This is a genomic window from Escherichia sp. WS547 (genome assembly GCF_046486065.1).
Taxonomy (GTDB): Bacteria; Pseudomonadota; Gammaproteobacteria; order Enterobacterales; family Enterobacteriaceae; genus Escherichia; species Escherichia coli.
On sequence record NZ_JBJQMA010000038.1, the window covers coordinates 1 to 26,439 of the forward strand.

19 protein-coding genes and 1 pseudogene are annotated in these 26,439 nt (G+C 49.1%); 19 read left to right on the top strand and 1 reads right to left on the bottom strand.

The window, feature by feature from the left end; all coding sequences use genetic code 11:
- Nucleotides 1-104: 104 nt before the first annotated feature.
- The 14 genes and pseudogenes from ACJHWK_RS22580 to ACJHWK_RS22645 all read left to right on the top strand — a co-directional run.
- Nucleotides 105-1,058, top strand: a pseudogene (locus tag ACJHWK_RS22580) (ATP-binding cassette domain-containing protein); the annotation flags it as partial.
- A 37-nt stretch (nucleotides 1,059-1,095) separates the two neighbouring features.
- A complete protein-coding gene (locus tag ACJHWK_RS22585; protein WP_001523277.1) occupies nucleotides 1,096-3,468 on the top strand; it encodes a TonB-dependent receptor plug domain-containing protein in 2,373 nt (790 codons plus the stop codon).
- A gap of 56 nt (nucleotides 3,469-3,524) precedes the next feature.
- Nucleotides 3,525-6,308, top strand: a complete 2,784-nt coding sequence (locus ACJHWK_RS22590) for a M16 family metallopeptidase (protein ID WP_001523275.1) — start codon at nucleotides 3,525-3,527, stop codon at nucleotides 6,306-6,308.
- A 362-nt stretch (nucleotides 6,309-6,670) separates the two neighbouring features.
- Nucleotides 6,671-8,071 (top strand): glutamate decarboxylase, encoded by a 1,401-nt coding sequence (locus ACJHWK_RS22595; protein ID WP_000358930.1) that lies wholly within the window; start codon nucleotides 6,671-6,673, stop codon nucleotides 8,069-8,071.
- 155 nt (nucleotides 8,072-8,226) lie between these two features.
- The gene (gene gadC, locus ACJHWK_RS22600) at nucleotides 8,227-9,762 is read left to right on the top strand and encodes an acid resistance gamma-aminobutyrate antiporter GadC (RefSeq protein WP_000246026.1); all 1,536 of its coding nucleotides are present in this window, start codon (nucleotides 8,227-8,229) and stop codon (nucleotides 9,760-9,762) included.
- Nucleotides 9,763-9,892: 130 nt separating this feature from the next.
- Complete coding sequence (locus ACJHWK_RS22605) at nucleotides 9,893-11,212, top strand: family 10 glycosylhydrolase (RefSeq protein ID WP_001523273.1); 1,320 nt, start codon at nucleotides 9,893-9,895, stop codon at nucleotides 11,210-11,212.
- A gap of 376 nt (nucleotides 11,213-11,588) precedes the next feature.
- The gene (gene dosC, locus ACJHWK_RS22610; protein ID WP_410234935.1) at nucleotides 11,589-12,971 is read left to right on the top strand and encodes a diguanylate cyclase DosC; all 1,383 of its coding nucleotides are present in this window, start codon (nucleotides 11,589-11,591) and stop codon (nucleotides 12,969-12,971) included.
- A gap of 24 nt (nucleotides 12,972-12,995) precedes the next feature.
- Complete coding sequence (gene dosP, locus ACJHWK_RS22615) at nucleotides 12,996-15,395, top strand: oxygen-sensing cyclic-di-GMP phosphodiesterase DosP (RefSeq protein WP_170886380.1); 2,400 nt, start codon at nucleotides 12,996-12,998, stop codon at nucleotides 15,393-15,395.
- A gap of 257 nt (nucleotides 15,396-15,652) precedes the next feature.
- Nucleotides 15,653-16,234 carry a D-alanyl-D-alanine dipeptidase gene (ddpX, locus tag ACJHWK_RS22620; protein ID WP_001523270.1) on the top strand — a complete coding sequence of 194 codons (582 nt, stop codon included), beginning with the start codon at nucleotides 15,653-15,655 and terminating at the stop codon, nucleotides 16,232-16,234.
- 13 nt (nucleotides 16,235-16,247) lie between these two features.
- Nucleotides 16,248-17,798 (top strand): ABC transporter substrate-binding protein, encoded by a 1,551-nt coding sequence (locus tag ACJHWK_RS22625; protein ID WP_001523269.1) that lies wholly within the window; start codon nucleotides 16,248-16,250, stop codon nucleotides 17,796-17,798.
- A gap of 1 nt (nucleotide 17,799) precedes the next feature.
- Nucleotides 17,800-18,822, top strand: coding sequence for an ABC transporter permease (locus ACJHWK_RS22630; RefSeq protein WP_000145091.1), 1,023 nt, complete (start codon nucleotides 17,800-17,802; stop codon nucleotides 18,820-18,822).
- Nucleotides 18,819-19,715 (top strand): D,D-dipeptide ABC transporter permease, encoded by an 897-nt coding sequence (ddpC, locus tag ACJHWK_RS22635; protein ID WP_001523267.1) that lies wholly within the window; start codon nucleotides 18,819-18,821, stop codon nucleotides 19,713-19,715. The genes ACJHWK_RS22630 and ddpC overlap by 4 nt, the downstream gene beginning before the upstream one ends.
- Complete coding sequence (locus tag ACJHWK_RS22640) at nucleotides 19,712-20,698, top strand: ABC transporter ATP-binding protein (protein ID WP_001523266.1); 987 nt, start codon at nucleotides 19,712-19,714, stop codon at nucleotides 20,696-20,698. The genes ddpC and ACJHWK_RS22640 overlap by 4 nt, the downstream gene beginning before the upstream one ends.
- On the top strand, nucleotides 20,691-21,617 hold the full coding sequence (locus ACJHWK_RS22645; protein ID WP_001523264.1) for an ABC transporter ATP-binding protein: 927 nt from the start codon (nucleotides 20,691-20,693) through the stop codon (nucleotides 21,615-21,617). The genes ACJHWK_RS22640 and ACJHWK_RS22645 overlap by 8 nt, the downstream gene beginning before the upstream one ends.
- 55 nt (nucleotides 21,618-21,672) lie before the next feature.
- On the opposite strand, the gene osmC is transcribed toward ACJHWK_RS22645, so the two are convergent.
- Nucleotides 21,673-22,104, bottom strand: a complete 432-nt coding sequence (gene osmC / locus ACJHWK_RS22650) for a peroxiredoxin OsmC (RefSeq protein ID WP_000152305.1) — start codon at nucleotides 22,102-22,104, stop codon at nucleotides 21,673-21,675.
- Nucleotides 22,105-22,448: 344 nt separating this feature from the next.
- Here osmC and bdm point away from each other — a divergent pair, with 344 nt between their 5' ends.
- The 5 genes from bdm to ACJHWK_RS22675 all read left to right on the top strand — a co-directional run bounded on the left by bdm (nucleotide 22,449) and on the right by ACJHWK_RS22675 (nucleotide 26,331).
- The gene (gene bdm, locus ACJHWK_RS22655; protein WP_000495766.1) at nucleotides 22,449-22,664 is read left to right on the top strand and encodes a biofilm-dependent modulation protein; all 216 of its coding nucleotides are present in this window, start codon (nucleotides 22,449-22,451) and stop codon (nucleotides 22,662-22,664) included.
- A 101-nt stretch (nucleotides 22,665-22,765) separates the two neighbouring features.
- On the top strand, nucleotides 22,766-22,903 hold the full coding sequence (gene sra / locus ACJHWK_RS22660; RefSeq protein WP_000841554.1) for a stationary-phase-induced ribosome-associated protein: 138 nt from the start codon (nucleotides 22,766-22,768) through the stop codon (nucleotides 22,901-22,903).
- Between the two features lie 156 nt (nucleotides 22,904-23,059).
- On the top strand, nucleotides 23,060-24,757 hold the full coding sequence (gene maeA, locus ACJHWK_RS22665) for a malate dehydrogenase (protein ID WP_000433462.1): 1,698 nt from the start codon (nucleotides 23,060-23,062) through the stop codon (nucleotides 24,755-24,757).
- 133 nt (nucleotides 24,758-24,890) lie between these two features.
- On the top strand, nucleotides 24,891-25,901 hold the full coding sequence (adhP, locus tag ACJHWK_RS22670; protein WP_410234937.1) for an alcohol dehydrogenase AdhP: 1,011 nt from the start codon (nucleotides 24,891-24,893) through the stop codon (nucleotides 25,899-25,901).
- A gap of 145 nt (nucleotides 25,902-26,046) precedes the next feature.
- The gene (locus ACJHWK_RS22675) at nucleotides 26,047-26,331 is read left to right on the top strand and encodes a HigA family addiction module antitoxin (RefSeq protein ID WP_000781370.1); all 285 of its coding nucleotides are present in this window, start codon (nucleotides 26,047-26,049) and stop codon (nucleotides 26,329-26,331) included.
- Nucleotides 26,332-26,439: the final 108 nt, after the last annotated feature.

Here is a 26,439-nt window from a genome sequence, read left to right on the forward strand (position 1 = left end):
GCTGAATTCACTGTCGGCGAAGGTAAGTTGATGACTCATGATGAACCCTGTTCCATGGCTCCAGATGACAAACATGATCTCATATCAGGGACTTGTTCGCACCTTCCCTAAGCAATGCTGAGTCTCTACAACGCCAGGAGTTGAGCGACAATTTTCATACCATTAAAGATAACTGGCATCGTTTAATGAATCGTCAGCGGTGGCTTGATTACTGGCAGAATATTTATTCGCGCTCGCTTAGCGTTCTTCCCTACTTTCTGTTATTGCCGCAGTTTATTAGCGGACAGATCAATCTGGGCGGACTGATGAAATCGCGCCAGGCATTTATGCTGGTATCGAACAATTTAAGCTGGTTTATTTATAAATATGATGAACTTGCTGAACTGGCTGCGGTTATCGATCGCTTGTATGAGTTCCATCAACTCACCGAACAGCGCCCTACGAATAAGCCTAAAAATTGCCAACATGCGGTACAAGTGGCTGACGCGAGTATTCGTACTCCTGATAATAAGATCATATTAGAGAACCTAAACTTTCATGTTTCGCCAGGCAAATGGCTATTACTGAAAGGTTACTCAGGTGCGGGAAAAACCACACTGCTTAAAACATTATCCCACTGCTGGCCGTGGTTTAAAGGTGATATTTCTTCTCCTGCTGACAGTTGGTATGTGTCACAAACACCGTTAATCAAAACCGGCTTACTGAAAGAGATAATTTGTAAAGCACTTCCCCTGTCCGTAGACGATAAATCGTTGAGCGAAGTACTGCATCAGGTTGGTCTGGGGAAATTGGCTGCGCGTATTCATGACCACGATCGCTGGGGCGATATTCTTTCCAGCGGCGAAAAACAACGTATCGCCCTGGCACGATTAATTTTACGACGTCCGAAATGGATATTTCTTGACGAAACTACCTCTCATCTTGAGGAACAAGAGGCTATCCGCTTACTGCGTTTAGTGCGTGAAAAACTACCCACAAGCGGCGTCATTATGGTTACACATCAACCCGGTGTCTGGAACCTGGCTGATGATATTTGTGACATTAGCGCGGTTTTATAAAAACAATAAAAGCCCTGCTGTACGGAGATAAAAATAAATGAAGCGAGTTCTTATTCCTGGCGTCATTTTATGTGGCGCTGATGTGGCGCAGGCCGTCGATGACAAAAATATGTACATGCATGTTTTTGAAGAGATGACGGTCTATGCTCCTGTCCCTGTACCCGTAAACGGCAACACGCATTACACCAGTGAAAGCATCGAGCGTTTACCGACCGGGAATGGCAATATCAGCGATCTGCTGAGAACCAACCCTGCGGTACGCATGGATTCAACGCAAAGTACCTCATTGAACCAGGGAGATATTCGCCCGGAGAAAATCTCTATTCACGGTGCGTCGCCCTACCAGAATGCCTATTTGATTGACGGTATTAGTGCAACGAATAACCTGAACCCAGCGAATGAGTCCGATGCCAGTAGTGCAACCAATATTAGCGGGATGTCACAGGGGTATTATCTTGATGTCAGCTTACTGGACAATGTGACGCTTTATGACAGTTTTGTGCCAGTTGAATTCGGTCGCTTCAATGGCGGGGTAATTGATGCAAAGATCAAACGCTTCAACGCTGATGATAGCAGCGTGAAACTGGGTTATCGCACTACGCGTTCGGACTGGTTAACATCGCATATCGATGAGAATAACAAGAGCGCATTTAATCAAGGTTCTTCAGGAAGTACTTATTACTCTCCAGATTTTAAAAAGAACTTTTATACTTTGGCGTTTAATCAGGAACTCGCTGATAACTTCGGCGTTACCGCCGGTTTATCGCGCCGCCAGTCTGATATCACCCGCGCGGATTATGTTTCGAATGACGGCATTGTCGCCGGTCGGGCACAGTATAAAAACGTTATCGATACCGCAGTGAGCAAATTTACCTGGTTTGCCAGCGACCGCTTTACCCACGATTTAACCTTAAAATATACCGGCTCCAGCCGTGATTATAATACCAGCACCTTCCCGGAGTCTGATCGCGAAATGGGTAATAAATCCTATGGTCTGGCATGGGATATGGATACGCAGCTCGCATGGGCCAAACTGCGTACTACCGTTGGTTGGGATCATATTAGTGATTATACCCGTCACGATCATGACATATGGTACACCGAACTTTCATGTACATATGGTGATATTTCAGGGCGTTGCACCCGTGGCGGATTAGGACACATTTCCCAGGCTGTAGATAATTACACCTTCAAAACACGCCTGGACTGGCAAAAATACGCCGTGGGTAATGTTTCGCATCAACCCTACTTCGGCGCGGAATACATCTATTCCGATGCATGGACTGAACGCCATAACCAGTCTGAATCCTATGTGATTAATGCTGCCGGAAAGAAAACTAACCATACCATTTACCATAAAGGTAAAGGCAGCCTGGGAATTGACAACTACACGCTGTATATGGCGGATCGCATTAGCTGGCGGAATGTGTCGTTAATGCCCGGCGTGCGGTATGACTATGATAACTATCTGTCAAACCACAATATCTCCCCGCGCTTTATGACGGAATGGGATATTTTTGCTGATCAAACCTCAATGATTACTGCAGGTTATAACCGTTACTATGGCGGGAATATTCTTGATATGGGATTACGTGATATCCGCAATAGCTGGACGGAATCGGTATCAGGCAATAAAACCCTGACGCGTTATCAGGATTTGAAAACGCCTTATAACGATGAACTGGCAATGGGATTGCAGCAGAAAATCGGTAAGAACGTTATTGCGCGTGCAAACTATGTTTACCGTGAAGCGCATGATCAAATCAGCAAAAGCAGTCGTACCGACAGCGCGACTAAAACCACCATTACTGAATATAACAACGATGGCAAAACCAAAACACATTCGTTTAACCTCAGTTTTGAACTGGCCGAACCCCTGCATATCAGCCAGGTAGATATTAACCCGCAAATTGTCTTTAGCTATATCAAGAGCAAGGGCAACTTGTCGTTAAACAATGGTTATGAGGAGAGCAATACCGGTGATAACCGGGTGGTTTATAACGGTAATCTGGTCTCTTACGATAGCGTTCCAGTGGCGGATTTTAATAATCCATTAAAGATCTCCTTAAACATGGATTTCACGCATCAACCGAGCGGGTTGGTGTGGGCGAATACGCTGACCTGGCAAGAAGCGCGTAAAGCTCGCATTATCCTGGGTAAGACGAATGCGCAATACATCAGCGAATATTCAGATTACAAGCAGTATGTTGACGAGAAACTGGATAGCAGCCTGACCTGGGACACCCGCTTGTCCTGGACGCCACAATTTCTGAAACAACAAAACCTGACGATCAGTGCCGATATTCTCAATGTACTGGATAGCAAAACCGCTGTTGATACAACGAATACCGGCGTGGCGACCTACGCCAGTGGCCGTACTTTCTGGCTTGATGTCAGCATGAAATTTTAATAGTTCGGATTTTACTTTACCGGGTAAATTCGCCCGGTTTTCGCATGGAGATAATTATGAGAAACCTCTGTTTCTTACTGACGTTAGTGGCAACTCTGTTGCTCCCCGGGCGACTGATTGCCGCCGCCTTACCGCAGGATGAAAAGTTAATTACCGGGCAACTGGACAATGGCTTGCGATATATGATTTATCCGCATGCTCAACCAAAGGATCAGGTAAATTTATGGCTGCAAATTCATACCGGTTCATTGCAGGAAGAAGACAATGAGCGCGGCGTGGCTCATTTTGTAGAACATATGATGTTTAACGGCACAAAAACATGGCCGGGTAATAAAGTCATCGAAACATTTGAGTCAATGGGCCTGCGCTTTGGTCGCGATGTTAATGCCTATACCAGCTATGACGAAACGGTGTATCAGGTAAGTTTGCCGACTACGCAGAAACAAAATCTGCAACAAGTGATGGCAATATTCAGTGAATGGGGTAATGCCGCAACCTTTGATAAACTCGAAGTAGACGCTGAACGCGGCGTAATTACTGAGGAATGGCGTGCCCATCAGGATGCGAAATGGCGCACCTCTCAGGCGCGCCGCCCTTTCCTGCTGGCAAATACCCGTAATTTAGAGCGTGAACCTATCGGCCTGATGGATACTGTCGCCACGGTCACACCGGCACAATTGCGCCAATTTTATCAACGCTGGTATCAACCAAATAATATGACTTTTATCGTGGTCGGCGATATTGACAGTAAAGAAGCGCTGGCGCTGATTAAGGATAATTTAAGTAAGCTTCCGGCTAACAAAGCAGCTGAAAATCGCGTCTGGCCGACAAAAGCCGAAAACCACCTGCGCTTTAATATCATTAATGATAAAGAAAACCGGGTGAACGGCATCGCACTCTATTATCGCCTGCCAATGGTGCAAGTGAGCGATGAGCAAAGCTTTATCGAACAAGCTGAATGGAGCATGTTGGTTCAGCTGTTCAATCAGCGTCTGCAGGAACGCATACAGTCGGGCGAGTTGAAGACTATTTCTGGCGGCACTGCGCGCAGCGTTAAAATTGCACCCGATTATCAGTCGCTGTTTTTCCGTGTAAATGCACGAGACGATAATATGCAGGATGCTGCGAATGCATTAATGGCAGAGTTGGCAACTATTGATCAGCATGGTTTTTCTGCTGAAGAACTCGATGATGTCAAATCTACCCGCCTCACCTGGCTGAAAAATGCGGTTGATCAGCAAGCTGAACGTGATTTACGTATGCTGACCAGTCGCCTGGCATCCAGCTCATTAAATAATACGCCGTTCTTGTCGCCGGAAGAGACATATCAACTTTCGAAACGTCTGTGGCAGCAAATTACCGTGCAAAGTCTGGCGGAAAAATGGCAGCAGTTAAGAAAGAACCAGGATGCATTTTGGGAGCAAATGGTAAACAATGAGGTTGCTGCCAAAAAAGCATTGTCTCCTGCGGCTATCCTGGCGCTGGAAAAAGAGTACGCCAACAAAAAGCTGGCGGCTTACATCTTCCCAGGCAGAAATTTATCGTTAACAGTAGACGCTGACCCACAGGCGGAAATTAGCAGCAAAGAAACGCTGGCTGAGAATCTGACATCATTAACACTTTCCAATGGTGCCAGGGTTATTCTGGCAAAATCCGCGGGTGAAGAGCAAAAGCTACAAATTACTGCCGTATCTAATAAAGGCGATTTAAGTTTCCCTGCGCAGCAAAAATCACTTATCGCGCTGGCAAATAAAGCAGTAAGCGGAAGCGGCGTTGGTGAACTCTCCTCTTCCAGCCTGAAACGCTGGAGTGCGGAAAACTCGGTAACCATGAGCAGTAAAGTCAGTGGCATGAATACATTGCTCTCTGTTAGCACGCGGACTAATAACCCTGAACCTGGTTTCCAGTTGATTAACCAGCGAATCACCCACAGCACGATTAACGATAATATTTGGGCATCGCTACAAAATGCTCAAATTCAGGCGTTGAAAACACTCGACCAGCGTCCAGCGGAGAAATTCGCCCAGCAGATGTATGAGACGCGCTATGCTGATGACCGCACGAAATTACTGCAAGAAAATCAGATTGCACAGTTTACTGCCGCAGATGCGCTGGCTGCCGATCGCAAGTTGTTTTCATCTCCAGCGGATATCACGTTTGTCATTGTCGGTAATGTCGCAGAAGACAAACTCGTGGCGTTAATTACGCGTTACTTAGGATCAATCAAACACTCTGATTCGCCATTAGCCGCAGGTAAACCATTAACTCGCGCGACGGACAATGCATCGGTTACGGTAAAAGAACAAAATGAACCCGTGGCACAGGTTTCACAGTGGAAGCGTTATGATTCCCGGACTCCGGTTAATCTGGCGACGCGTATGGCGCTCGATGCTTTTAACGTCGCACTGGCAAAAGATCTACGCATTAATATTCGTGAACAGGCATCTGGGGCATACAGCGTTTCTTCTCGCCTCTCGGTTGATCCTCAGGCCAAAGATATCAGTCATTCGCTGGCTTTTACTTGTCAACCGGAACGACATGATGAACTGTTAACGTTAGCGAATGAAGTGATGGTTAAACGTCTGGCTAAAGGGATCAGTGAGCAAGAACTGAACGAATACCAGCAAAACGTTCAGCGCAGCCTCGATATCCAACAGCGTAGCGTTCAACAATTAGCGAACACCATTGTAAATAGTCTTATTCAATATGACGATCCTGCAGCATGGACTGAGCAGGAGCAATTGTTGAAACAAATGACGGTAGAGAATGTTAACACTACCGTTAAACAATATCTTTCTCATCCGGTAAATACTTATACCGGAGTATTATTGCCAAAATAATAACAGCCCCGTCAACACATCGTTGTCGGGGATTTTATCAACATTCGCTATTTTTATGTAATAATTTTATAAATGCGTTCAAAATAATAACCAAGTACTAATAGTGATATTTTAAGGACTGATTTTTACGTGATAATTCAGGAGGCGTAGAAAGCGCATAAAAATAACAACATAAAACACTTTACCACCACCAAAAAAATTCTCTATTGCATTGTTTTTTAATGAAAAAACATTATTCTCGTAATATTTCACGATAAATAACATTAGGATTTTGTTATTTAAACACGAGTCCTTTGCACTTGCTTACTTTATCGATAAATCCTACTTTTTTAATGCGATCCAATCATTTTAAGGAGTTTAAAATGGATAAGAAGCAAGTAACGGATTTAAGGTCGGAACTACTCGATTCACGTTTTGGTGCGAAGTCTATTTCCACTATCGCAGAATCAAAACGATTTCCGCTGCACGAAATGCGCGATGATGTCGCATTCCAGATTATCAATGACGAATTATATCTTGATGGCAACGCTCGTCAGAACCTGGCCACTTTCTGCCAGACCTGGGACGACGAAAATGTCCATAAGTTGATGGATTTATCCATTAACAAAAACTGGATCGACAAAGAAGAATATCCGCAATCTGCAGCAATCGACCTGCGTTGCGTAAACATGGTTGCCGATCTGTGGCATGCGCCTGCGCCGAAAAATGGTCAGGCCGTTGGCACCAACACCATTGGTTCTTCCGAGGCCTGTATGCTCGGCGGGATGGCGATGAAATGGCGTTGGCGCAAGCGTATGGAAGCTGCAGGCAAACCAACGGATAAACCAAACCTGGTGTGCGGTCCGGTGCAAATCTGCTGGCATAAATTCGCCCGCTACTGGGATGTGGAGCTGCGTGAGATCCCTATGCGCCCCGGTCAGTTGTTTATGGACCCGAAACGCATGATTGAAGCCTGCGACGAAAACACCATCGGCGTGGTGCCGACTTTCGGCGTGACCTACACCGGTAACTATGAGTTCCCGCAACCGCTGCACGATGCGCTGGATAAATTCCAGGCCGACACCGGTATCGACATCGACATGCACATCGACGCCGCCAGCGGTGGCTTCCTGGCACCGTTCGTCGCCCCGGATATCGTCTGGGACTTCCGCCTGCCGCGTGTGAAATCGATCAGTGCTTCAGGCCATAAATTCGGTCTGGCTCCGCTGGGCTGCGGCTGGGTTATCTGGCGTGATGAAGAAGCGCTGCCGCAGGAACTGGTGTTCAACGTTGACTACCTCGGTGGTCAGATTGGTACTTTCGCCATCAACTTCTCCCGCCCGGCGGGTCAGGTAATTGCACAGTACTATGAATTCCTGCGCCTTGGTCGTGAAGGCTATACCAAAGTACAGAACGCCTCTTACCAGGTTGCCGCTTATCTGGCGGATGAAATCGCCAAACTGGGGCCGTATGAGTTCATCTGTACCGGTCGCCCGGACGAAGGCATCCCGGCGGTTTGCTTCAAACTGAAAGATGGTGAAGATCCGGGATACACCCTGTACGACCTCTCTGAACGTCTGCGTCTGCGCGGCTGGCAGGTTCCGGCCTTCACTCTCGGCGGTGAAGCCACCGACATCGTGGTGATGCGCATTATGTGTCGTCGCGGCTTCGAAATGGACTTTGCTGAACTGTTGCTGGAAGACTACAAAGCCTCCCTGAAATATCTCAGCGACCACCCGAAACTGCAGGGTATTGCCCAGCAGAACAGCTTTAAACATACCTGATAACGTTTAACGGTAACGGTGTCCCGAAACACACCCGTTTCGGGACAATTTCCAAAGTCTGTTCACTGGCATTAGCAACGGAAAATATTGTTCTGAATACGCTTCAGAACAAAACAGGTGCGGTTCCGACAGGAATACCGTTTTAGGGGGATAATATGGCTACATCAGTACAGACAGGTAAAGCTAAGCAGCTCACATTACTCGGATTCTTTGCCATAACGGCATCGATGGTAATGGCTGTTTATGAATACCCTACCTTCGCAACATCGGGCTTTTCATTAGTCTTCTTCCTGCTATTAGGCGGGATTTTATGGTTTATTCCCGTGGGACTTTGTGCTGCGGAAATGGCCACCGTCGACGGCTGGGAAGAAGGTGGTGTCTTCGCCTGGGTATCAAATACTCTGGGGCCGAGATGGGGATTTGCAGCGATCTCATTTGGCTATCTGCAAATCGCCATTGGTTTTATTCCGATGCTCTATTTCGTGTTAGGGGCACTCTCCTACATCCTGAAATGGCCAGCGCTGAATGAAGACCCCATTACCAAAACTATTGCAGCACTCATCATTCTTTGGGCGCTGGCATTAACGCAGTTTGGTGGCACGAAATACACGGCGCGAATTGCTAAAGTTGGCTTCTTCGCCGGTATCCTGTTACCTGCATTTATTTTGATCGCATTAGCGGCTATTTATCTGCACTCCGGTGCCCCCGTTGCTATCGAAATGGATTCAAAGACTTTCTTCCCTGACTTCTCTAAAGTGGGCACCCTGGTTGTATTTGTTGCCTTCATTTTGAGTTATATGGGCGTAGAAGCATCCGCAACCCACGTCAATGAAATGAGCAACCCAGGGCGCGACTATCCGTTGGCTATGTTACTGCTGATGGTGGCGGCAATCTGCTTAAGCTCTGTTGGCGGTTTGTCTATTGCGATGGTCATTCCGGGTAATGAAATCAACCTCTCCGCAGGGGTAATGCAAACCTTTACCGTTCTGATGTCCCATGTGGCACCGGAAATTGAGTGGACGGTTCGCGTGATCTCCGCACTGCTGTTGCTGGGTGTTTTGGCGGAAATCGCTTCCTGGATTGTTGGTCCTTCTCGCGGGATGTATGTCACTGCGCAGAAAAACCTGCTGCCAGCGGCATTCGCTAAAATGAACAAAAATGGCGTACCGGTAACGCTGGTCATTTCGCAGCTGGTGATTACTTCTATCGCGTTGATCATCCTCACCAATACCGGTGGCGGTAACAACATGTCCTTCCTGATCGCACTGGCGCTGACGGTGGTGATTTATCTGTGTGCTTATTTCATGCTGTTTATTGGCTACATTGTGTTGGTTCTTAAACATCCTGACTTAAAACGCACATTTAATATCCCTGGTGGTAAAGGGGTGAAACTGGTCGTGGCTGTTGTCGGTCTGCTGACTTCAATTATGGCGTTTATTGTTTCCTTCCTGCCGCCGGATAACATCCAGGGTGACTCTACCGATATGTATGTTGAATTACTGGTCGTGAGTTTCCTGGTGGTACTTGCCCTGCCCTTTATTCTCTATGCTGTTCATGATCGTAAAGGCAAAGGGAATACCGGCGTCACTCTGGAGCCAATCAACAGTCAGAACGCACCAAAAGGTCACTTCTTCCTGCACCCGCGTGCACGTTCACCACACTATATTGTGATGAATGACAAGAAACACTAACCATGTCTGAATGGTTATAAGATAAGGGAGCGATAATTCATCGCTCCCTTTTTCGTGCTTGCTGTCGTATTGACTTAACCGGGATAAGTACGAGAATGAGCGCACATCTGTTTACCGGAAACCAGCACATATGGATATCTGCTCCCGAAACGAGAAATTAGCGATTAGAAGACCAGCGGTACTGGTTGCACTGGCACTTTTACTGTGTAGTTGCAAAAGCACGCCTCCAGAGTCAATGGTGACACCACCAGCGGGTTCAAAGCCACCAGCCACGACGCAACAATCGTCACAACCGATGCGTGGCATCTGGCTGGCCACGGTGTCTCGCCTCGACTGGCCACCGGTTTCCTCGGTTAACATTAGTAACCCCACCAGCCGGGCCCGTGTACAACAACAGGCGATAATCGACAAACTGGATCATCTGCAACGTCTCGGCATCAACACGGTCTTTTTCCAGGTCAAGCCAGACGGTACCGCCCTGTGGCCGTCGAAAATTTTGCCGTGGTCCGATCTTATGACCGGTAAGATTGGTGAAAATCCGGGTTACGATCCGCTGCAATTCATGCTCGACGAAGCCCACAAGCGTGGGATGAAAGTTCACGCCTGGTTTAACCCCTATCGCGTATCGGTTAATACAAAGCCCGGTACTATCAGGGAACTGAATAGCACCCTGTCTCAACAACCGGCGAGCGTCTATGTGCAACACCGCGACTGGATCAGAACGTCCGGCGATCGCTTTGTCCTCGACCCGGGCATACCTGAGGTTCAGGACTGGATCACATCAATAGTCGCAGAAGTGGTTTCCCGCTATCCGGTAGATGGCGTGCAGTTTGACGACTATTTCTATACTGAGTCACCGGGTTCACGGCTAAATGATAACGAAACGTACCGCAAATACGGAGGCGCATTTGCGTCAAAAGCAGACTGGCGGCGCAACAATACTCAGCAGTTAATTGCGAAAGTATCGCACACCATTAAAAGCATTAAGCCGGAAGTCGAATTTGGCGTTAGCCCGGCAGGCGTGTGGCGTAACCGATCACACGATCCGCTCGGTTCCGATACCCGAGGCGCGGCAGCCTATGACGAATCCTACGCTGACACCCGTCGATGGGTGGAACAAGGATTGCTGGATTACATTGCTCCCCAAATTTACTGGCCGTTCTCACGGAGTGCCGCACGTTATGACGTTTTGGCAAAATGGTGGGCGGATGTCGTTAAACCGACCAGGACCCGCCTGTATATCGGTATCGCCTTCTATAAAGTGGGTGAACCTTCAAAGATAGAGCCAGACTGGATGATTAACGGCGGCGTACCGGAACTGAAAAAACAGCTCGATCTTAACGATGCCGTGCCAGAAATTAGCGGCACAATCTTGTTCCGTGAGGACTATCTGAATAAACCGCAGACTCAACAAGCGGTTAGCTATCTGCAAAGTCGTTGGGGCAGTTAAACTCCCATTCATACTTTGTGACAAGCCGGTGGTTTACCCACCGGCTTGCTACCCTCTTGAAATATCCCACTAGTAATCATGCTTACTTAAGTCAAATTAACTACGCAATTAACCACACTTAGTTAAACAGTCATAAATCCCCTAATAAAAATGTATGAATATGAAAAAACATACGATATTCGCTGTCACCGAAAAATAATTACGATGGGCTATACTCTTCTGAAGAACAGTAGCGTAGATTGAAACTGTCCTAAGTCGCTTATTTGTTTTCAGTATATCTTCATATTTCAGGAGAATATGGTGCAGTTAGTCGATCTCGCACGTTGCGTTTCGTTTTGATTCCGTCTGCTTTCCCAGCCTTATAAGGGTGTGAATTATGGAGATGTATTTTAAAAGAATGAAAGATGAGTGGACCGGGCTTGTCGAACAAGCAGATCCGCTCATTCGTGCTAAAGCCGCGGAAATTGCCGTTGCGCATGCCCATTATCTGAGTATTGAGTTTTACCGAATTGTCCGTATCGACCCGCATGCCGAAGAATTCTTGAGTAATGAACAAGTTGAGCGGCAGTTGAAAAGTGCGATGGAACGCTGGATTATTAACGTGCTTTCTGCCCAGGTTGACGATGTCGAAAGGCTAATACAAATCCAGCATACCGTTGCGGAAGTGCATGCCCGCATAGGAATTCCGGTAGAAATTGTCGAGATGGGGTTTCGGGTGCTGAAAAAAATCCTCTATCCGGTCATCTTCTCTTCGGATTATTCCGCCGCAGAAAAACTTCAGGTCTACCATTTCTCTATTAACAGTATTGATATCGCTATGGAAGTGATGACCCGCGCGTTTACCTTTAGTGACAGTAGTGCCTCAAAAGAAGATGCAAACTATCGTATCTTCTCGTTACTGGAAAATGCCGAAGAAGAAAAAGAGCGGCAAATAGCCTCATTACTTTCATGGGAAATAGATATTATCTATAAAGTCCTGCTGGATTCTGATTTAGGCAGTAGTTTGCCTTTAAGCCAGGCTGATTTTGGCCTGTGGTTTAACCATAAAGGTCGACATTATTTTAGCGGCATAGCCGAAGTGGGCCATATCTCCCGTCTGATTCAGGATTTTGACGGTATTTTCAATCAAACCATGCGTAACACCAGGAATTTGAATAACAGAAGTTTACGGGTGAAATTTTTATTACAGATAAGAAATACCGTATCGCAAATTATTACCTTGTTGCGTGAATTGTTTGAAGAAGTATCGCGCCACGAAGTCGGTATGGATGTACTGACGAAATTACTTAACCGCCGTTTCCTGCCGACTATCTTCAAACGCGAAATTGCCCATGCCAACCGGACCGGTACACCGCTGTCAGTGCTGATTATTGACGTTGATAAATTCAAAGAGATTAACGATACGTGGGGCCATAACACTGGCGATGAAATTCTGCGTAAAGTCTCTCAGGCCTTTTATGACAACGTCCGCAGTAGTGATTATGTTTTCCGCTACGGGGGCGATGAATTTATCATTGTTTTGACTGAAGCTTCGGAAAACGAAACGTTACGTACCGCAGAACGTATTCGCAGTCGGGTGGAGAAAACCAAACTGAAAGCCGCAAACGGCGAAGATATTGCCCTCTCACTTTCCATCGGTGCCGCCATGTTTAATGGTCATCCTGACTATGAGCGCCTCATTCAAATAGCCGATGAAGCTCTGTATATCGCCAAAAGACGAGGTAGAAACCGTGTTGAACTCTGGAAAGCCAGTCTTTAGATGCGCCAGGATGCAGAGGTAATCATGAAACTAACCGATGCGGATAATGCCGCCGATGGCATTTTTTTCCCCGCCCTTGAGCAAAATATGATGGGCGCGGTGTTAATTAACGAAAATGATGAAGTGATGTTTTTCAACCCCGCCGCAGAGAAGCTCTGGGGGTACAAACGTGAAGAAGTCATTGGCAATAACATTGATATGCTGATTCCGCGGGATTTGCGTCCCGCGCATCCTGAATACATCCGTCACAACCGTGAAGGCGGTAAAGCGCGCGTCGAGGGGATGAGTCGGGAGCTGCAGCTGGAGAAAAAAGACGGCAGTAAAATCTGGACCCGTTTTGCGCTATCGAAAGTGAGCGCCGAGGGTAAAATTTATTACCTGGCGCTGGTACGGGATGCCAGCGTAGAAATGGCGCAAAAAGAACAGACCCGACAATTGATTATTGCCGTTGACCATCTCGACCGACCGGTGATTGTCCTCGATCCGGAACGCCATATTGTGCAGTGCAATCGCGCATTTACCGAAATGTTTGGTTACTGCATTAGCGAAGCCAGCGGTATGCAGCCCGATACACTCCTGAACATTCCAGAATTCCCTGCTGATAACCGCATTCGTTTACAACAGTTGCTATGGAAAACCGCCCGCGATCAGGACGAATTTCTGCTGTTGACGCGCACCGGTGAAAAAATCTGGATTAAAGCCTCTATCAGCCCGGTCTATGATGTGCTCGCGCATCTGCAGAACCTGGTAATGACTTTCTCGGATATCACCGAAGAACGGCAAATCCGCCAGCTTGAAGGCAATATTCTCGCCGCCATGTGCAGCAGCCCGCCATTTCATGAAATGGGGGAAATTATTTGTCGTAACATCGAATCTGTACTCAACGAATCGCATGTTTCGCTGTTCGCGCTGCGCAACGGGATGCCGATACACTGGGCGTCATCTTCGCACGGTGCAGAAGTTCAAAATGCGCGAAGCTGGTCAGCGACCATTCGTCAGCGTGATGGTGCGCCTGCGGGGATCCTGCAAATTAAAACCTCGTCAGGAGCAGAAACCAGCGCCTTTATCGAACGCGTGGCAGATATCAGCCAGCATATGGCCGCGCTGGCGCTGGAACAGGAAAAAAGCCGTCAGCATATTGAACAACTCATCCAATTTGATCCGATGACCGGTCTGCCAAATCGCAATAACCTGCACAATTACCTCGATGACCTGGTCGACAAAGCCGTCTCTCCGGTGGTCTATCTCATCGGTGTTGACCATATTCAGGATGTGATTGATAGCCTTGGCTATGCGTGGGCCGATCAGGCATTGCTGGAAGTGGTCAATCGCTTTCGTGAAAAACTCAAACCGGATCAGTATCTCTGTCGTATCGAAGGTACGCAGTTTGTCCTCGTGAGCCTCGAAAACGACGTCAGTAACATTACCCAGATCGCCGATGAGCTACGGAATGTGGTCAGCAAGCCGATAATGATTGACGATAAACCATTCCCGCTTACCTTGAGTATTGGCATCAGCTACGACGTGGGTAAAAACCGCGATTACCTGCTCTCCACTGCTCACAATGCAATGGATTATATTCGCAAAAATGGCGGTAACGGCTGGCAGTTCTTCAGCCCGGCGATGAACGAAATGGTAAAAGAGCGTTTGGTTTTAGGCGCGGCGCTGAAAGAAGCAATTAGCAATAACCAACTAAAACTGGTTTACCAGCCGCAAATCTTCGCAGAAACGGGTGAACTGTACGGCATCGAAGCCCTTGCTCGCTGGCACGATCCCCTGCATGGTCATGTGCCCCCTTCACGGTTTATTCCTCTCGCAGAAGAGATCGGTGAAATCGAAAATATTGGACGCTGGGTCATCGCGGAAGCTTGCCGTCAGTTAGCAGAATGGCGTAGCCAGAATATTCATATCCCGGCGTTATCCGTTAACTTGTCGGCGTTGCACTTTCGCAGTAATCAGCTGCCTAATCAGGTGTCTGATGCAATGCACGCCTTGGGTATTGACGGCCACCAGCTGACAGTGGAAATCACGGAAAGCATGATGATGGAACACGATACCGAAATCTTTAAGCGCATTCAGATCCTGCGCGATATGGGCGTGGGTTTATCGGTAGATGATTTTGGCACGGGCTTTTCCGGATTATCCCGCTTAGTCAGTCTTCCGGTAACGGAAATCAAAATTGACAAAAGTTTTGTCGATCGTTGTCTGACCGAAAAACGCATCCTTGCCTTACTTGAAGCCATTACCAGCATTGGGCAAAGCCTTAATTTAACCGTCGTGGCGGAAGGCGTCGAAACCAAAGAGCAATTTGAGATGCTACGCAAGATCCACTGTCGCGTTATTCAGGGATATTTCTTTTCCCGCCCCCTGCCCGCCGAAGAAATTCCAGGCTGGATGAGCAGTGTGTTACCGCTGAAAATCTGACAAATTCCTCTCGCCCGCACTCGCGGGTTTTCCTTTAACGTGACACTGTCACTTAAATACTGTGATTTCAGCTACGATTCCGGGAGATTCCTTCCTTAACTTCCCCTCTTGCACCAAAACTGCACTACGCTGCACAAATGTTGATCAAAAGTTAAAAAATATAACTTTAAGCCAGCATTCTGGCGCTTATCCCGGCATGGCATGAGATCTGCATAAGCGGAAAGCGCAGCAATTTTTGTCTTATACAGGAACTGTTTATGTCGGATACCACCGAACTGGTTGATTTAGCCGTGATCTTCCCTGATCTGGAGATCGAACTGAAATACGCCTGCGCTGATAACATCACAGGTAAAGCTATTTATCAGCAAGCGCGTTGTCTGTTACACAAGGATGCGATTACCGCGCTGGCGAAAAGTATCAGTATCGCCCAGCTGTCAGGCATACAACTGGTGATTTACGATGCGTATCGCCCACAACAAGCACAGGCGATGTTGTGGCAAGCCTGCCCAGACCCGCAATATGTTGTTGATGTGACGGTCGGTTCTAATCACAGCCGTGGCACGGCGATCGACCTGACGCTTCGTGATGAGCACGGGAACATCCTGGATATGGGTGCAGAGTTCGATGAAATGCACGAACGTTCCCATGCTTATCACCCTTCCGTCCCGCCAGCCGCTCAGCGCAATCGGCTGTTGCTGAATGCGATTATGACTGGCGGTGGCTTTGTCGGTATCCCGAGCGAATGGTGGCACTTCGAATTACCCCAGGCAGCGAGTTACCCACTACTCGCTGATCAATTCACCTGTTTTATATCCCCTGGCACACAGCACGCCAGTTAATCAGGAAACTGTCATGAAGAGATCGATATCGTTTCGTCCTACATTGCTCGCGATCGTCCTTGCCACAACAATGCCGGTTGCGCACGCCGCCGTACCGAAAGATATGCTGGTGATCGGTAAAGCTGCCGACCCACAAACCCTCGACCCAGCGGTAACAATTGATAATAACGACTGGACAGTGACCTACCCGTCTTATCAGCGACTGGTTCAGTACAAAACGGACGGTGATAAAGGCTCAACCGACGTTGAAGGCGATCTGGCTAGTAGCTGGAAAGCGTCTGACGATCAAAAAGAGTGGACGTTCACCCTGAAGGACAATGCTAAATTTGCCGATGGCACACCTGTCACTGCCGAAGCAGTAAAACTCTCTTTTGAGCGGTTACTAAAAATCGGCCAGGGGCCAGCAGAAGCATTTCCCAAAGATTTAAAGATTGATGCTCCCGACGAACATACAGTGAGGTTTACCCTTAGCCAGCCATTCGCACCGTTCCTCTACACGCTGGCGAATGACGGTGCATCCATTATCAATCCGGCGGTCTTAAAGGAGCATGCGGCGGATGATGCCCGTGGTTTCCTCGCGCAAAATACCGCTGGCTCCGGACCGTTTATGCTGAAAAGCTGGCAAAAAGGTCAGCAATTAGTTCTGGTGCCAAATCCGCATTACCCCGGCAATAAACCGAATTTCAAACGGGTATCGGTAAAAATTATCGGTGAAAGTGCTTCCCGTCGCCTGCAGCTCTCCCGTGGCGACATTGACATTGCCGATGCGCTGCCGGTGGATCAACTCAACGCACTGAAGCAGGAAAACAAAGTCAACGTGGCAGAGTATCCGTCACTGCGCGTCACCTATCTGTATCTGAATAACAGCAAAGCGCCGCTTAATCAGGCGGATCTGCGTCGGGCCATTTCCTGGTCTACCGATTATCAGGGTATGGTTAACGGCATTCTGAGTGGTAACGGAAAACAAATGCGCGGCCCGATTCCGGAAGGCATGTGGGGATACGATGCGACGGCAATGCAATACAACCATGACGAAACGAAAGCCAAAGCCGAATGGGATAAAATGACGAGCAAACCCACCAGCCTGACGTTTCTCTATTCTGATAATGATCCGAACTGGGAGCCTATTGCTCTGGCGACACAATCCAGTCTCAACAAGCTGGGCATCAATGTGAAGCTGGAAAAGCTGGCGAACGCCACCATGCGCGACAGAGTGGGTAAAGGTGATTACGACATCGCGATTGGCAACTGGAGTCCGGATTTTGCCGACCCGTATATGTTTATGAATTACTGGTTTGAGTCAGACAAAAAAGGTCTGCCGGGTAACCGCTCGTTCTATGAAAACAGTGAGGTCGATAAGCTACTGCGCAATGCGCTAGCGACCACCGACCAGACGCAGCGTACCCGGGACTACCAGCAGGCACAGAAAATCGTCATTGATGACGCTGCTTATGTGTACCTGTTCCAGAAAAACTACCAACTGGCGATGAACAAAGAGGTGAAAGGCTTTGTGTTCAATCCCATGCTGGAACAGGTCTTCAATATCAATACCATGAGTAAATAACGTGACCTTCTGGAGTATTTTACGCCAACGCTGCTGGGGGCTGGTGCTCGTGGTGGCGGGCGTCTGTGTGATTACGTTTATTATCTCGCACCTGATCCCCGGCGATCCGGCGCGGTTACTGGCGGGTGACCGCGCCAGCGATGCTATCGTGGATAATATTCGCCAGCAACTGGGACTGGACCAGCCACTGTATGTACAGTTTTACCGCTACGTCAGCGACCTGTTTCAGGGTGACCTGGGAACATCCATTCGTACCGGGCGTCCGGTGCTGGAAGAGTTGCGCATATTTTTCCCGGCGACGCTGGAACTGGCTTTTTGTGCCCTGCTGCTGGCACTCCTGATTGGCATCCCGCTGGGCATACTCTCTGCAGTCTGGCGAAATCGCTGGCTGGATCATCTGGTGCGAATAATGGCCATTACCGGAATCTCCACACCTGCGTTCTGGCTTGGGCTGGGCGTCATTGTGCTGTTTTATGGTCATCTGCAAATTCTTCCCGGCGGCGGAAGGCTTGATGACTGGCTGGATCCACCAACGCACGTTACCGGCTTTTATCTGCTCGATGCGCTGCTTGAAGGCAACGGTGAAGTCTTCTTCAATGCGCTGCAACATCTCATCTTACCGGCATTAACGCTGGCGTTCGTTCACCTGGGAATTGTCGCTCGCCAGATCCGCTCAGCTATGCTGGAACAATTGAGTGAAGATTACATTCGTACCGCCCGGGCCAGCGGCTTGCCCGGCTGGTATATCGTTTTATGTTATGCGCTACCCAATGCGTTGATCCCCTCGATTACCGTATTGGGTCTGGCGCTGGGCGATTTGTTGTATGGCGCAGTGCTCACCGAAACCGTTTTTGCCTGGCCCGGAATGGGTGCATGGGTAGTAACATCAATACAGGCGCTCGACTTCCCGGCAGTGATGGGCTTTGCCGTCGTGGTTTCATTTGCTTATGTGCTGGTCAACCTGGTGGTGGATTTGCTCTATTTGTGGATTGATCCGCGTATCGGACGTGGAGGTGGTGAATGATGCTAAGCGAGGAAACGTCCGCCGTACGCCCACAAAAACAAACGCGATTTAACGGTGCAAAACTGGTATGGATGCTGAAAGGCAGTCCGCTTACCGTGACCGGCGCAGTCATCATTGTATTAATGCTACTGATGATGATTTTTTCACCGTGGCTGGCGACGTATAATCCCAACGCCATTGATTTAACCGCCCGCCTTTTGCCGCCTTCTGCGGCGCACTGGTTTGGCACCGATGAAGTGGGACGCGATCTGTTTAGCCGCGTACTGGTCGGCAGTCAGCAATCAATTCTCGCCGGATTAGTGGTGGTCGCCATTGCAGGTATGATGGGGTCGCTACTCGGGTGTCTATCCGGTGTGCTTGGCGGACGCGCAGACGCGATTATCATGCGCATCATGGACATTATGCTGTCGATTCCTTCGCTGGTGCTGACAATGGCACTGGCAGCCGCTCTCGGGCCGAGTTTGTTTAACGCCATGCTGGCGATTGCTATTGTGCGAATTCCCTTTTATGTGCGCCTGGCGCGGGGGCAAACATTAGTTGTCCGCCAGTACACTTACGTTCAGGCGGCGAAAACCTTTGGTGCGTCACGCTGGCATCTGATCAACTGGCATATTTTACGTAACTCGCTGCCGCCGCTGATTGTGCAGGCATCGCTGGATATCGGTAGCGCGATTTTAATGGCCGCCACGTTGGGATTTATTGGCCTGGGTGCTCAACAACCGAGTGCTGAATGGGGGGCGATGGTGGCGAATGGTCGCAACTATGTGCTCGATCAATGGTGGTATTGCGCATTTCCGGGGGCAGCGATTTTGCTTACCGCCGTCGGGTTTAATCTCTTTGGCGATGGTATTCGCGATCTGCTTGACCCGAAAGCAGGAGGAAAGCAGTCATGACCCAACCCGTTCTGGACATTCAACAGCTGCATTTGAGTTTCCCCGGTTTTAACGGCGACGTTCACGCGCTCAACAATGTGTCCTTGCAGATTAACCGCGGTGAAATTGTCGGTCTGGTGGGAGAATCCGGCTCGGGTAAATCAGTCACTGCAATGTTGATTATGCGTCTGCTACCAACGGGCAGTTATTGCGTACATCGGGGACATATTTCACTGCTGGGAGAAGATGCTCTTAACGCTCGGGAAAAGCAGCTTCGTCAGTGGCGCGGCGCACGAGTGGCGATGATCTTTCAGGAACCGATGACCGCCCTTAATCCGACACGTCGAATAGGTCTTCAGATGATGGACGTGATCCGCCATCATCAACCAATAAGTCGTCGGGAAGCCAGAGCTAAAGCGATTGCCCTGCTGGAAGAGATGCAAATCCCGGATGCCGTGGAAGTTATGTCGCGCTATCCGTTTGAGCTTTCAGGTGGTATGCGCCAGCGGGTAATGATTGCGCTGGCATTCTCCTGCGAGCCGCAATTGATTATTGCCGACGAACCGACTACGGCGCTGGACGTCACGGTACAGTTGCAGGTATTGCGTCTGCTTAAACATAAAGCCCGCGCCAGTGGAACTGCGGTACTGTTCATCAGCCATGATATGCCCGTGGTGTCGCAACTGTGCGATAGCGTTTACGTGATGTATGCCGGAAGCGTGATTGAGAGCGGCGTGACGGCAGACGTTATCCATCATCCCCGGCATCCGTATACCATTGGTTTGCTGCAATGCGCACCGGAACATGGAATACCGCGCCAGCCATTACCCGCTATTCCGGGGACGGTACCAAACCTCACCCATTTGCCTGACGGCTGCGCTTTTCGCGATCGTTGCTATGCGGCAGGTGCACAGTGTGAAAACGTCCCGGCGCTGACAGCGTGTGGTGACAACAACCACAGCTGCGCCTGTTGGTATCCTCAGCAGGAGGTCATTAGTGTCTGACACGTTATTAACGTTACGCGACGTCCATATCAATTTCCCGGCCCGAAAAAACTGGCTTGGTAAAACTACGGAACATGTTCATGCCATCAATGGTATTGATTTACAGATCCGTCGTGGTGAAACCTTAGGGATCGTCGGTGAGTCAGGCTGCGGCAAAAGCACCCTCGCACAGCTTTTAATGGGTATGCTGCAACCGAGCCACGGGCAGTACATCTGTTCAGGATCACAACGCATTATGCAGATGGTGTTTCAGGACCCGCTCTCTTCGCTTAATCCGCGCTTACCGGTGTGGCGTATCATCACGGAACCGCTCTGGATTGCTAAGCGTAGTAGTGAACAACAGCGGCGAGCGTTGGCAGAGGAGCTGGCTGTGCAGGTGGGTATTCGTCCGGAGTATCTCGACCGCTTGCCTCATGCGTTCTCAGGCGGGCAGCGGCAACGTATCGCCATTGCCAGAGCACTCTCTTCGCAGCCTGACGTGATTGTGCTTGATGAACCAACCTCGGCGCTGGATATCTCCGTGCAGGCGCAGATCCTCAATTTACTGGTAACGCTACAGGAAAATCGCGAGCTGACTTATGTGCTGATTTCACACAATGTCTCCGTGATACGTCATATGAGCGATCGGGTGGCGGTGATGTATCTCGGACAGATTGTGGAACTAGGAGACGTGCAACAGGTGCTGACAGCTCCGGCACATCCATACACCCGATTATTGCTGGATTCCCTCCCCGCCATTGATAAACCGCTGGAGGAAGAATGGGCATTACGTAAAACGGATCTACCAGGAAACCGCACGTTGCCACAAGGCTGTTTTTTCCGCGAACGCTGCCCTCTGGCAACCCACGGATGTGAAGTCCGGCAATCATTAACAATAAGGGAGGACGGACGTGAGATCCGGTGCTGGCGGGCGCTGTAGAGACGCTAACAACGCATCAGGCAATCACACGCCTGACGCGTCATCCGGCAACGCTTTACGATTTCAACTGGTAATCCAGCGTAATTTCCGCTTTCAGTACCTGTGAAACCGGACATCCTGCTTTTGCTTTCTGGATGATGCCGTCAAAGGTAGAGGCATCAATACCCGGCACCGCAACTTCGCTCTTCAGTGCGATTTTAGTAATCGCAAAACCGGCATCCACTTTATCCAGCGACACATCGGCGGTGGTATCAATCGATGTTGGCGTGAATCCCGCTTCCCCCAGCATTAATGAAAGCGCCATTGAGAAACATGCGGCATGCGCTGCGCCAATCAGTTCTTCAGGGTTGGTTCCTTTTTCGCCTTCAAAACGCGTGTTAAATCCATACGGCTGTTGGTTCAGCACGCCGCTCTCGGTGGATACTGTTCCCTTCCCGCGTTTGATATCGCCTTCCCAGTGTGCCTGACCTTTCTTATGGATTGTCATTGTTGCTCTCCTGTGGGCTTAAAAAGGAAATTATAGACTACGTGAGAAACCGCACGAGGATAAGCAGGATATTCCGAATAAAATCCGGCGAAAACATTATCTCTGTACTTAAATTAAATTCCCACAATAGATAACGGGGAATATATAATCCAAAAGATATTGTATCAATATTAATCGGATCGCCCCAATTACAATCCCTATGAATATCATGGTGTTATAATATAAAAATTATCAACCAGGACTAATCTTAACAACGAAGCGGCAAATATTTGCCATGCTGAATGTGCTTTATAAATCTGCGATCCGTAGCAGACACCAAAAATACACAGACACGGAGAATCGCTATGTTTACTTATTATCAGGCAGAAAATTCAACAGCAGAACCCGCTCTGGTTAATGCCATTGAGCAAGGCCTTCGGGCAGAGCACGGTGTTGTCACTGAAGATGACATTCTCATGGAGCTGACCAAATGGGTGGAAGCTTCTGATAACGACATCCTCAGTGATATCTACCAGCAAACGATCAATTATGTGGTCAGTGGCCAGCACCCTACGCTTTAAGGTGCTATGCTTGATCGGCAACCTAATTTAGGGGTTTAGCACGTGTTTCTTCGCTACGGCGATGTTGTCCTTAAAACTAGCAACAGGATTGAGGAGTTAAAATGAAATCGAACCGTCAGGCACGTCATATTCTTGGACTGGACCATAAAATTTCTAACCAGCGCAAAATAGTTACCGAAGGTGACAAATCCAGCGTGGTAAATAACCCAACCGGCAGAAAACGCCCCGCTGAAAAGTAATTCATAACCATCAGTCCTCAATGACGATTAAACACCATTGCCTGCGCAATGGTGTTTTTGTTTTTATCTGCTTTATACTTGGGGCCGACGCCCTGGCGGTAAAGCAAAGACGATAAAAGCGTGCCAGGGATGGATATTCAAAAAAGAGTGAGTGACATGGAACCAAAAACAAAAAAACAGCGTTCGCTTTATATTCCTTACGCTGGCCCTGTACTGCTGGAATTTCCGTTGTTGAATAAAGGCAGCGCCTTCAGCATGGAAGAACGCCGTAACTTCAACCTGCTGGGGTTACTGCCGGAAGTGGTCGAAACCATCGAAGAGCAAGCGGAACGAGCATGGATCCAGTATCAGGGATTCAAAACCGAAATCGACAAACACATCTACCTGCGTAACATCCAGGACACTAACGAAACCCTCTTCTACCGTCTGGTAAACAATCATCTTGATGAGATGATGCCTGTTATTTATACCCCAACCGTCGGCGCAGCCTGTGAGCGTTTTTCTGAGATCTACCGCCGTTCACGCGGCGTGTTTATCTCTTACCAGAACCGCCACAATATGGACGATATTCTGCAAAACGTGCCGAACCATAATATTAAAGTGATTGTGGTGACTGACGGCGAACGTATTCTGGGGCTTGGTGACCAGGGCATCGGCGGGATGGGCATTCCGATCGGTAAACTGTCGCTCTATACCGCCTGTGGCGGCATCAGTCCGGCCTATACCCTTCCGGTGGTGCTGGATGTCGGGACGAACAACCAACAGCTGCTTAACGATCCGCTGTATATGGGCTGGCGTAATCCGCGTATCACTGACGATGAATACTATGAATTCGTTGATGAATTTATCCAGGCTGTGAAACAACGCTGGCCGGACGTACTGTTGCAGTTTGAAGACTTCGCACAAAAAAATGCGATGCCGTTACTTAACCGCTATCGCAATGAAATTTGTTCTTTTAACGATGACATTCAGGGCACTGCGGCGGTAACGGTCGGCACACTGATCGCAGCCAGCCGCGCAGCAGGTGGTCAGTTAAGCGAGAAAAAAATCGTCTTCCTTGGCGCAGGTTCAGCGGGATGCGGCATTGCCGAAATGATCATCGCCCAGACTCAGCGTGAAGGATTAAGCGAGGAAGCGGCGCGGCAGAAAGTCTTTATGGTTGATCGCTTTGGCCTGCTGACCGACAAGATGCCGAACCTGCTGCCTTTCCAGACCAAACTGGTGCAGAAACGCGAAAACCTCAGTGACTGGGATACCGACAGCGATGTGCTGTCACTGCTGGATGTAGTGCGTAATGTAAAACCAGATATTCTGATTGGCGTCTCAGGACAGACCGGGCTGTTTACGGAAGAGATCATCCGTGAGATGCATAAACACTGTCCGCGTCCGATCGTGATGCCGCTGTCTAACCCGACGTCACGCGTGGAAGCCACACCGCAGGACATTATCGCCTGGACTGAAGGTAACGCGCTGGTCGCCACTGGCAGTCCGTTTAACCCAGTGGTATGGAAAGATAAAATCTACCCTATCGCCCAGTGTAACAACGCCTTTATTTTCCCGGGCATCGGGCTGGGCGTTATTGCTTCCGGCGCGTCACGTATCACCGATGAGATGCTGATGTCGGCAAGTGAAACGCTTGCTCAGTATTCGCCGCTGGTCCTGAACGGCGAAGGTCTGGTACTACCGGAACTGAAAGATATTCAGAAAGTCTCCCGCGCAATTGCCTTTGCGGTTGGCAAAATGGCGCAGCAGCAAGGCGTGGCGGTGAAAACCTCCGCCGAAGCTCTGCAACAGGCCATTGATGATAATTTCTGGCACGCCGAATACCGCGACTACCGCCGTACCTCCATCTAAGCCTGCGCCCGGTGGTGAAAGCTGCCGGGCAATTTTCCTCTCCCTTTTTCAGATCTCATCCATACTGGGTAGTGGCGAATAAATCTCATTTGCCTCACCTGCTATGCAGAACATCATCCGAAAAGGAGGAACTATGAAGGCTGCAGTTGTTACGAAGGATCATCATGTTGACGTTACGGATAAAACACTGCGCTCACTGAAACATGGCGAAGCCCTGCTGAAAATGGAGTGTTGTGGTGTATGTCATACCGATCTTCATGTTAAGAATGGCGATTTTGGTGACAAAACCGGCGTAATTCTGGGCCATGAAGGCATCGGTGTGGTGGCAGAAGTTGGCCCAGGTGTCACCTCATTAAAACCAGGCGATCGTGCCAACGTGGCGTGGTTTTACGAAGGATGCGGTCATTGCGAATACTGTAACAGTGGTAACGAAACGCTCTGCCGTTCAGTTAAAAATGCCGGATACAGCGTTGATGGCGGGATGGCGGAAGAGTGCATCGTGGTGGCGGATTACGCGGTAAAAGTGCCAGATGGCCTGGACTCGGCGGCGGCCAGCAGCATTACCTGTGCAGGGGTCACCACCTACAAAGCCGTTAAGCTGTCAAAAATTCGTCCAGGGCAGTGGATTGCTATCTACGGTCTTGGCGGTCTGGGTAACCTCGCCCTGCAATACGCGAAGAATGTCTTTAACGCGAAAGTGATCGCCATTGATGTCAATGATGAGCAGTTAAAACTGGCAACCGAAATGGGCGCTGATTTAGCGATTAACTCACGCACTGAAGACGCCGCCAAAATTGTGCAAGAAAAAACCGGTGGCGCTCACGCCGCGGTGGTGACAGCGGTAGCTAAAGCTGCGTTTAACTCGGCGGTTGATGCTGTACGAGCAGGCGGTCGTGTTGTGGCTGTCGGTCTGCCGCCGGAGTCTATGAGCCTGGACATCCCACGCCTTGTGCTGGATGGTATTGAAGTGGTCGGTTCGCTGGTCGGCACGCGCCAGGATCTCACCGAAGCCTTCCAGTTTGCGGCCGAAGGCAAAGTGGTGCCGAAAGTCGCCCTGCGTCCGTTAGCGGACATCAACACCATCTTTACTGAGATGGAAGAAGGCAAAATCCGTGGCCGTATGGTGATTGATTTCCGCCGCTAAGAGGCCTTTGCTGCGACTGCCATGTTCGGGTCGCAGCATCGCACACTCTCCAACATGAAATGGCTAAATGGATTATTGTTGCGTAGGAAGGAACAATAATGATAGTGTTCCTGGTGAAGGAACGCTACTGAGAGTAAAGACACTAATGAAAATGGCCAATCATCCCCGCCCGGGGGACATTATTCAGGAATCACTGGACGAACTTAATGTCAGCCTGCGCGAGTTTGCCAGAGCAATGGAAATTGCGCCCTCAACGGCAAGCCGATTGCTGACCGGAAAAGCAGCTTTGACACCAGAAATGGCGATTAAACTTTCCGTGGTGATCGGCAGTTCGCCGCAAATGTGGCTGAATCTGCAAAACGCCTGGAGTCTGGCAGAGGCAGAAAAAACGGTGGATGTGTCGCGATTACGCCGTCTGGTTACGCAATAAATAAATATCCTCCGGCATAGCCGGAGGTTTTTCAAATGCGCCTATAAGGCTCTCTTACCAGCCGCGCCCTAACAGGCGCACACGATCTGACATTTGCATCCAACTTCG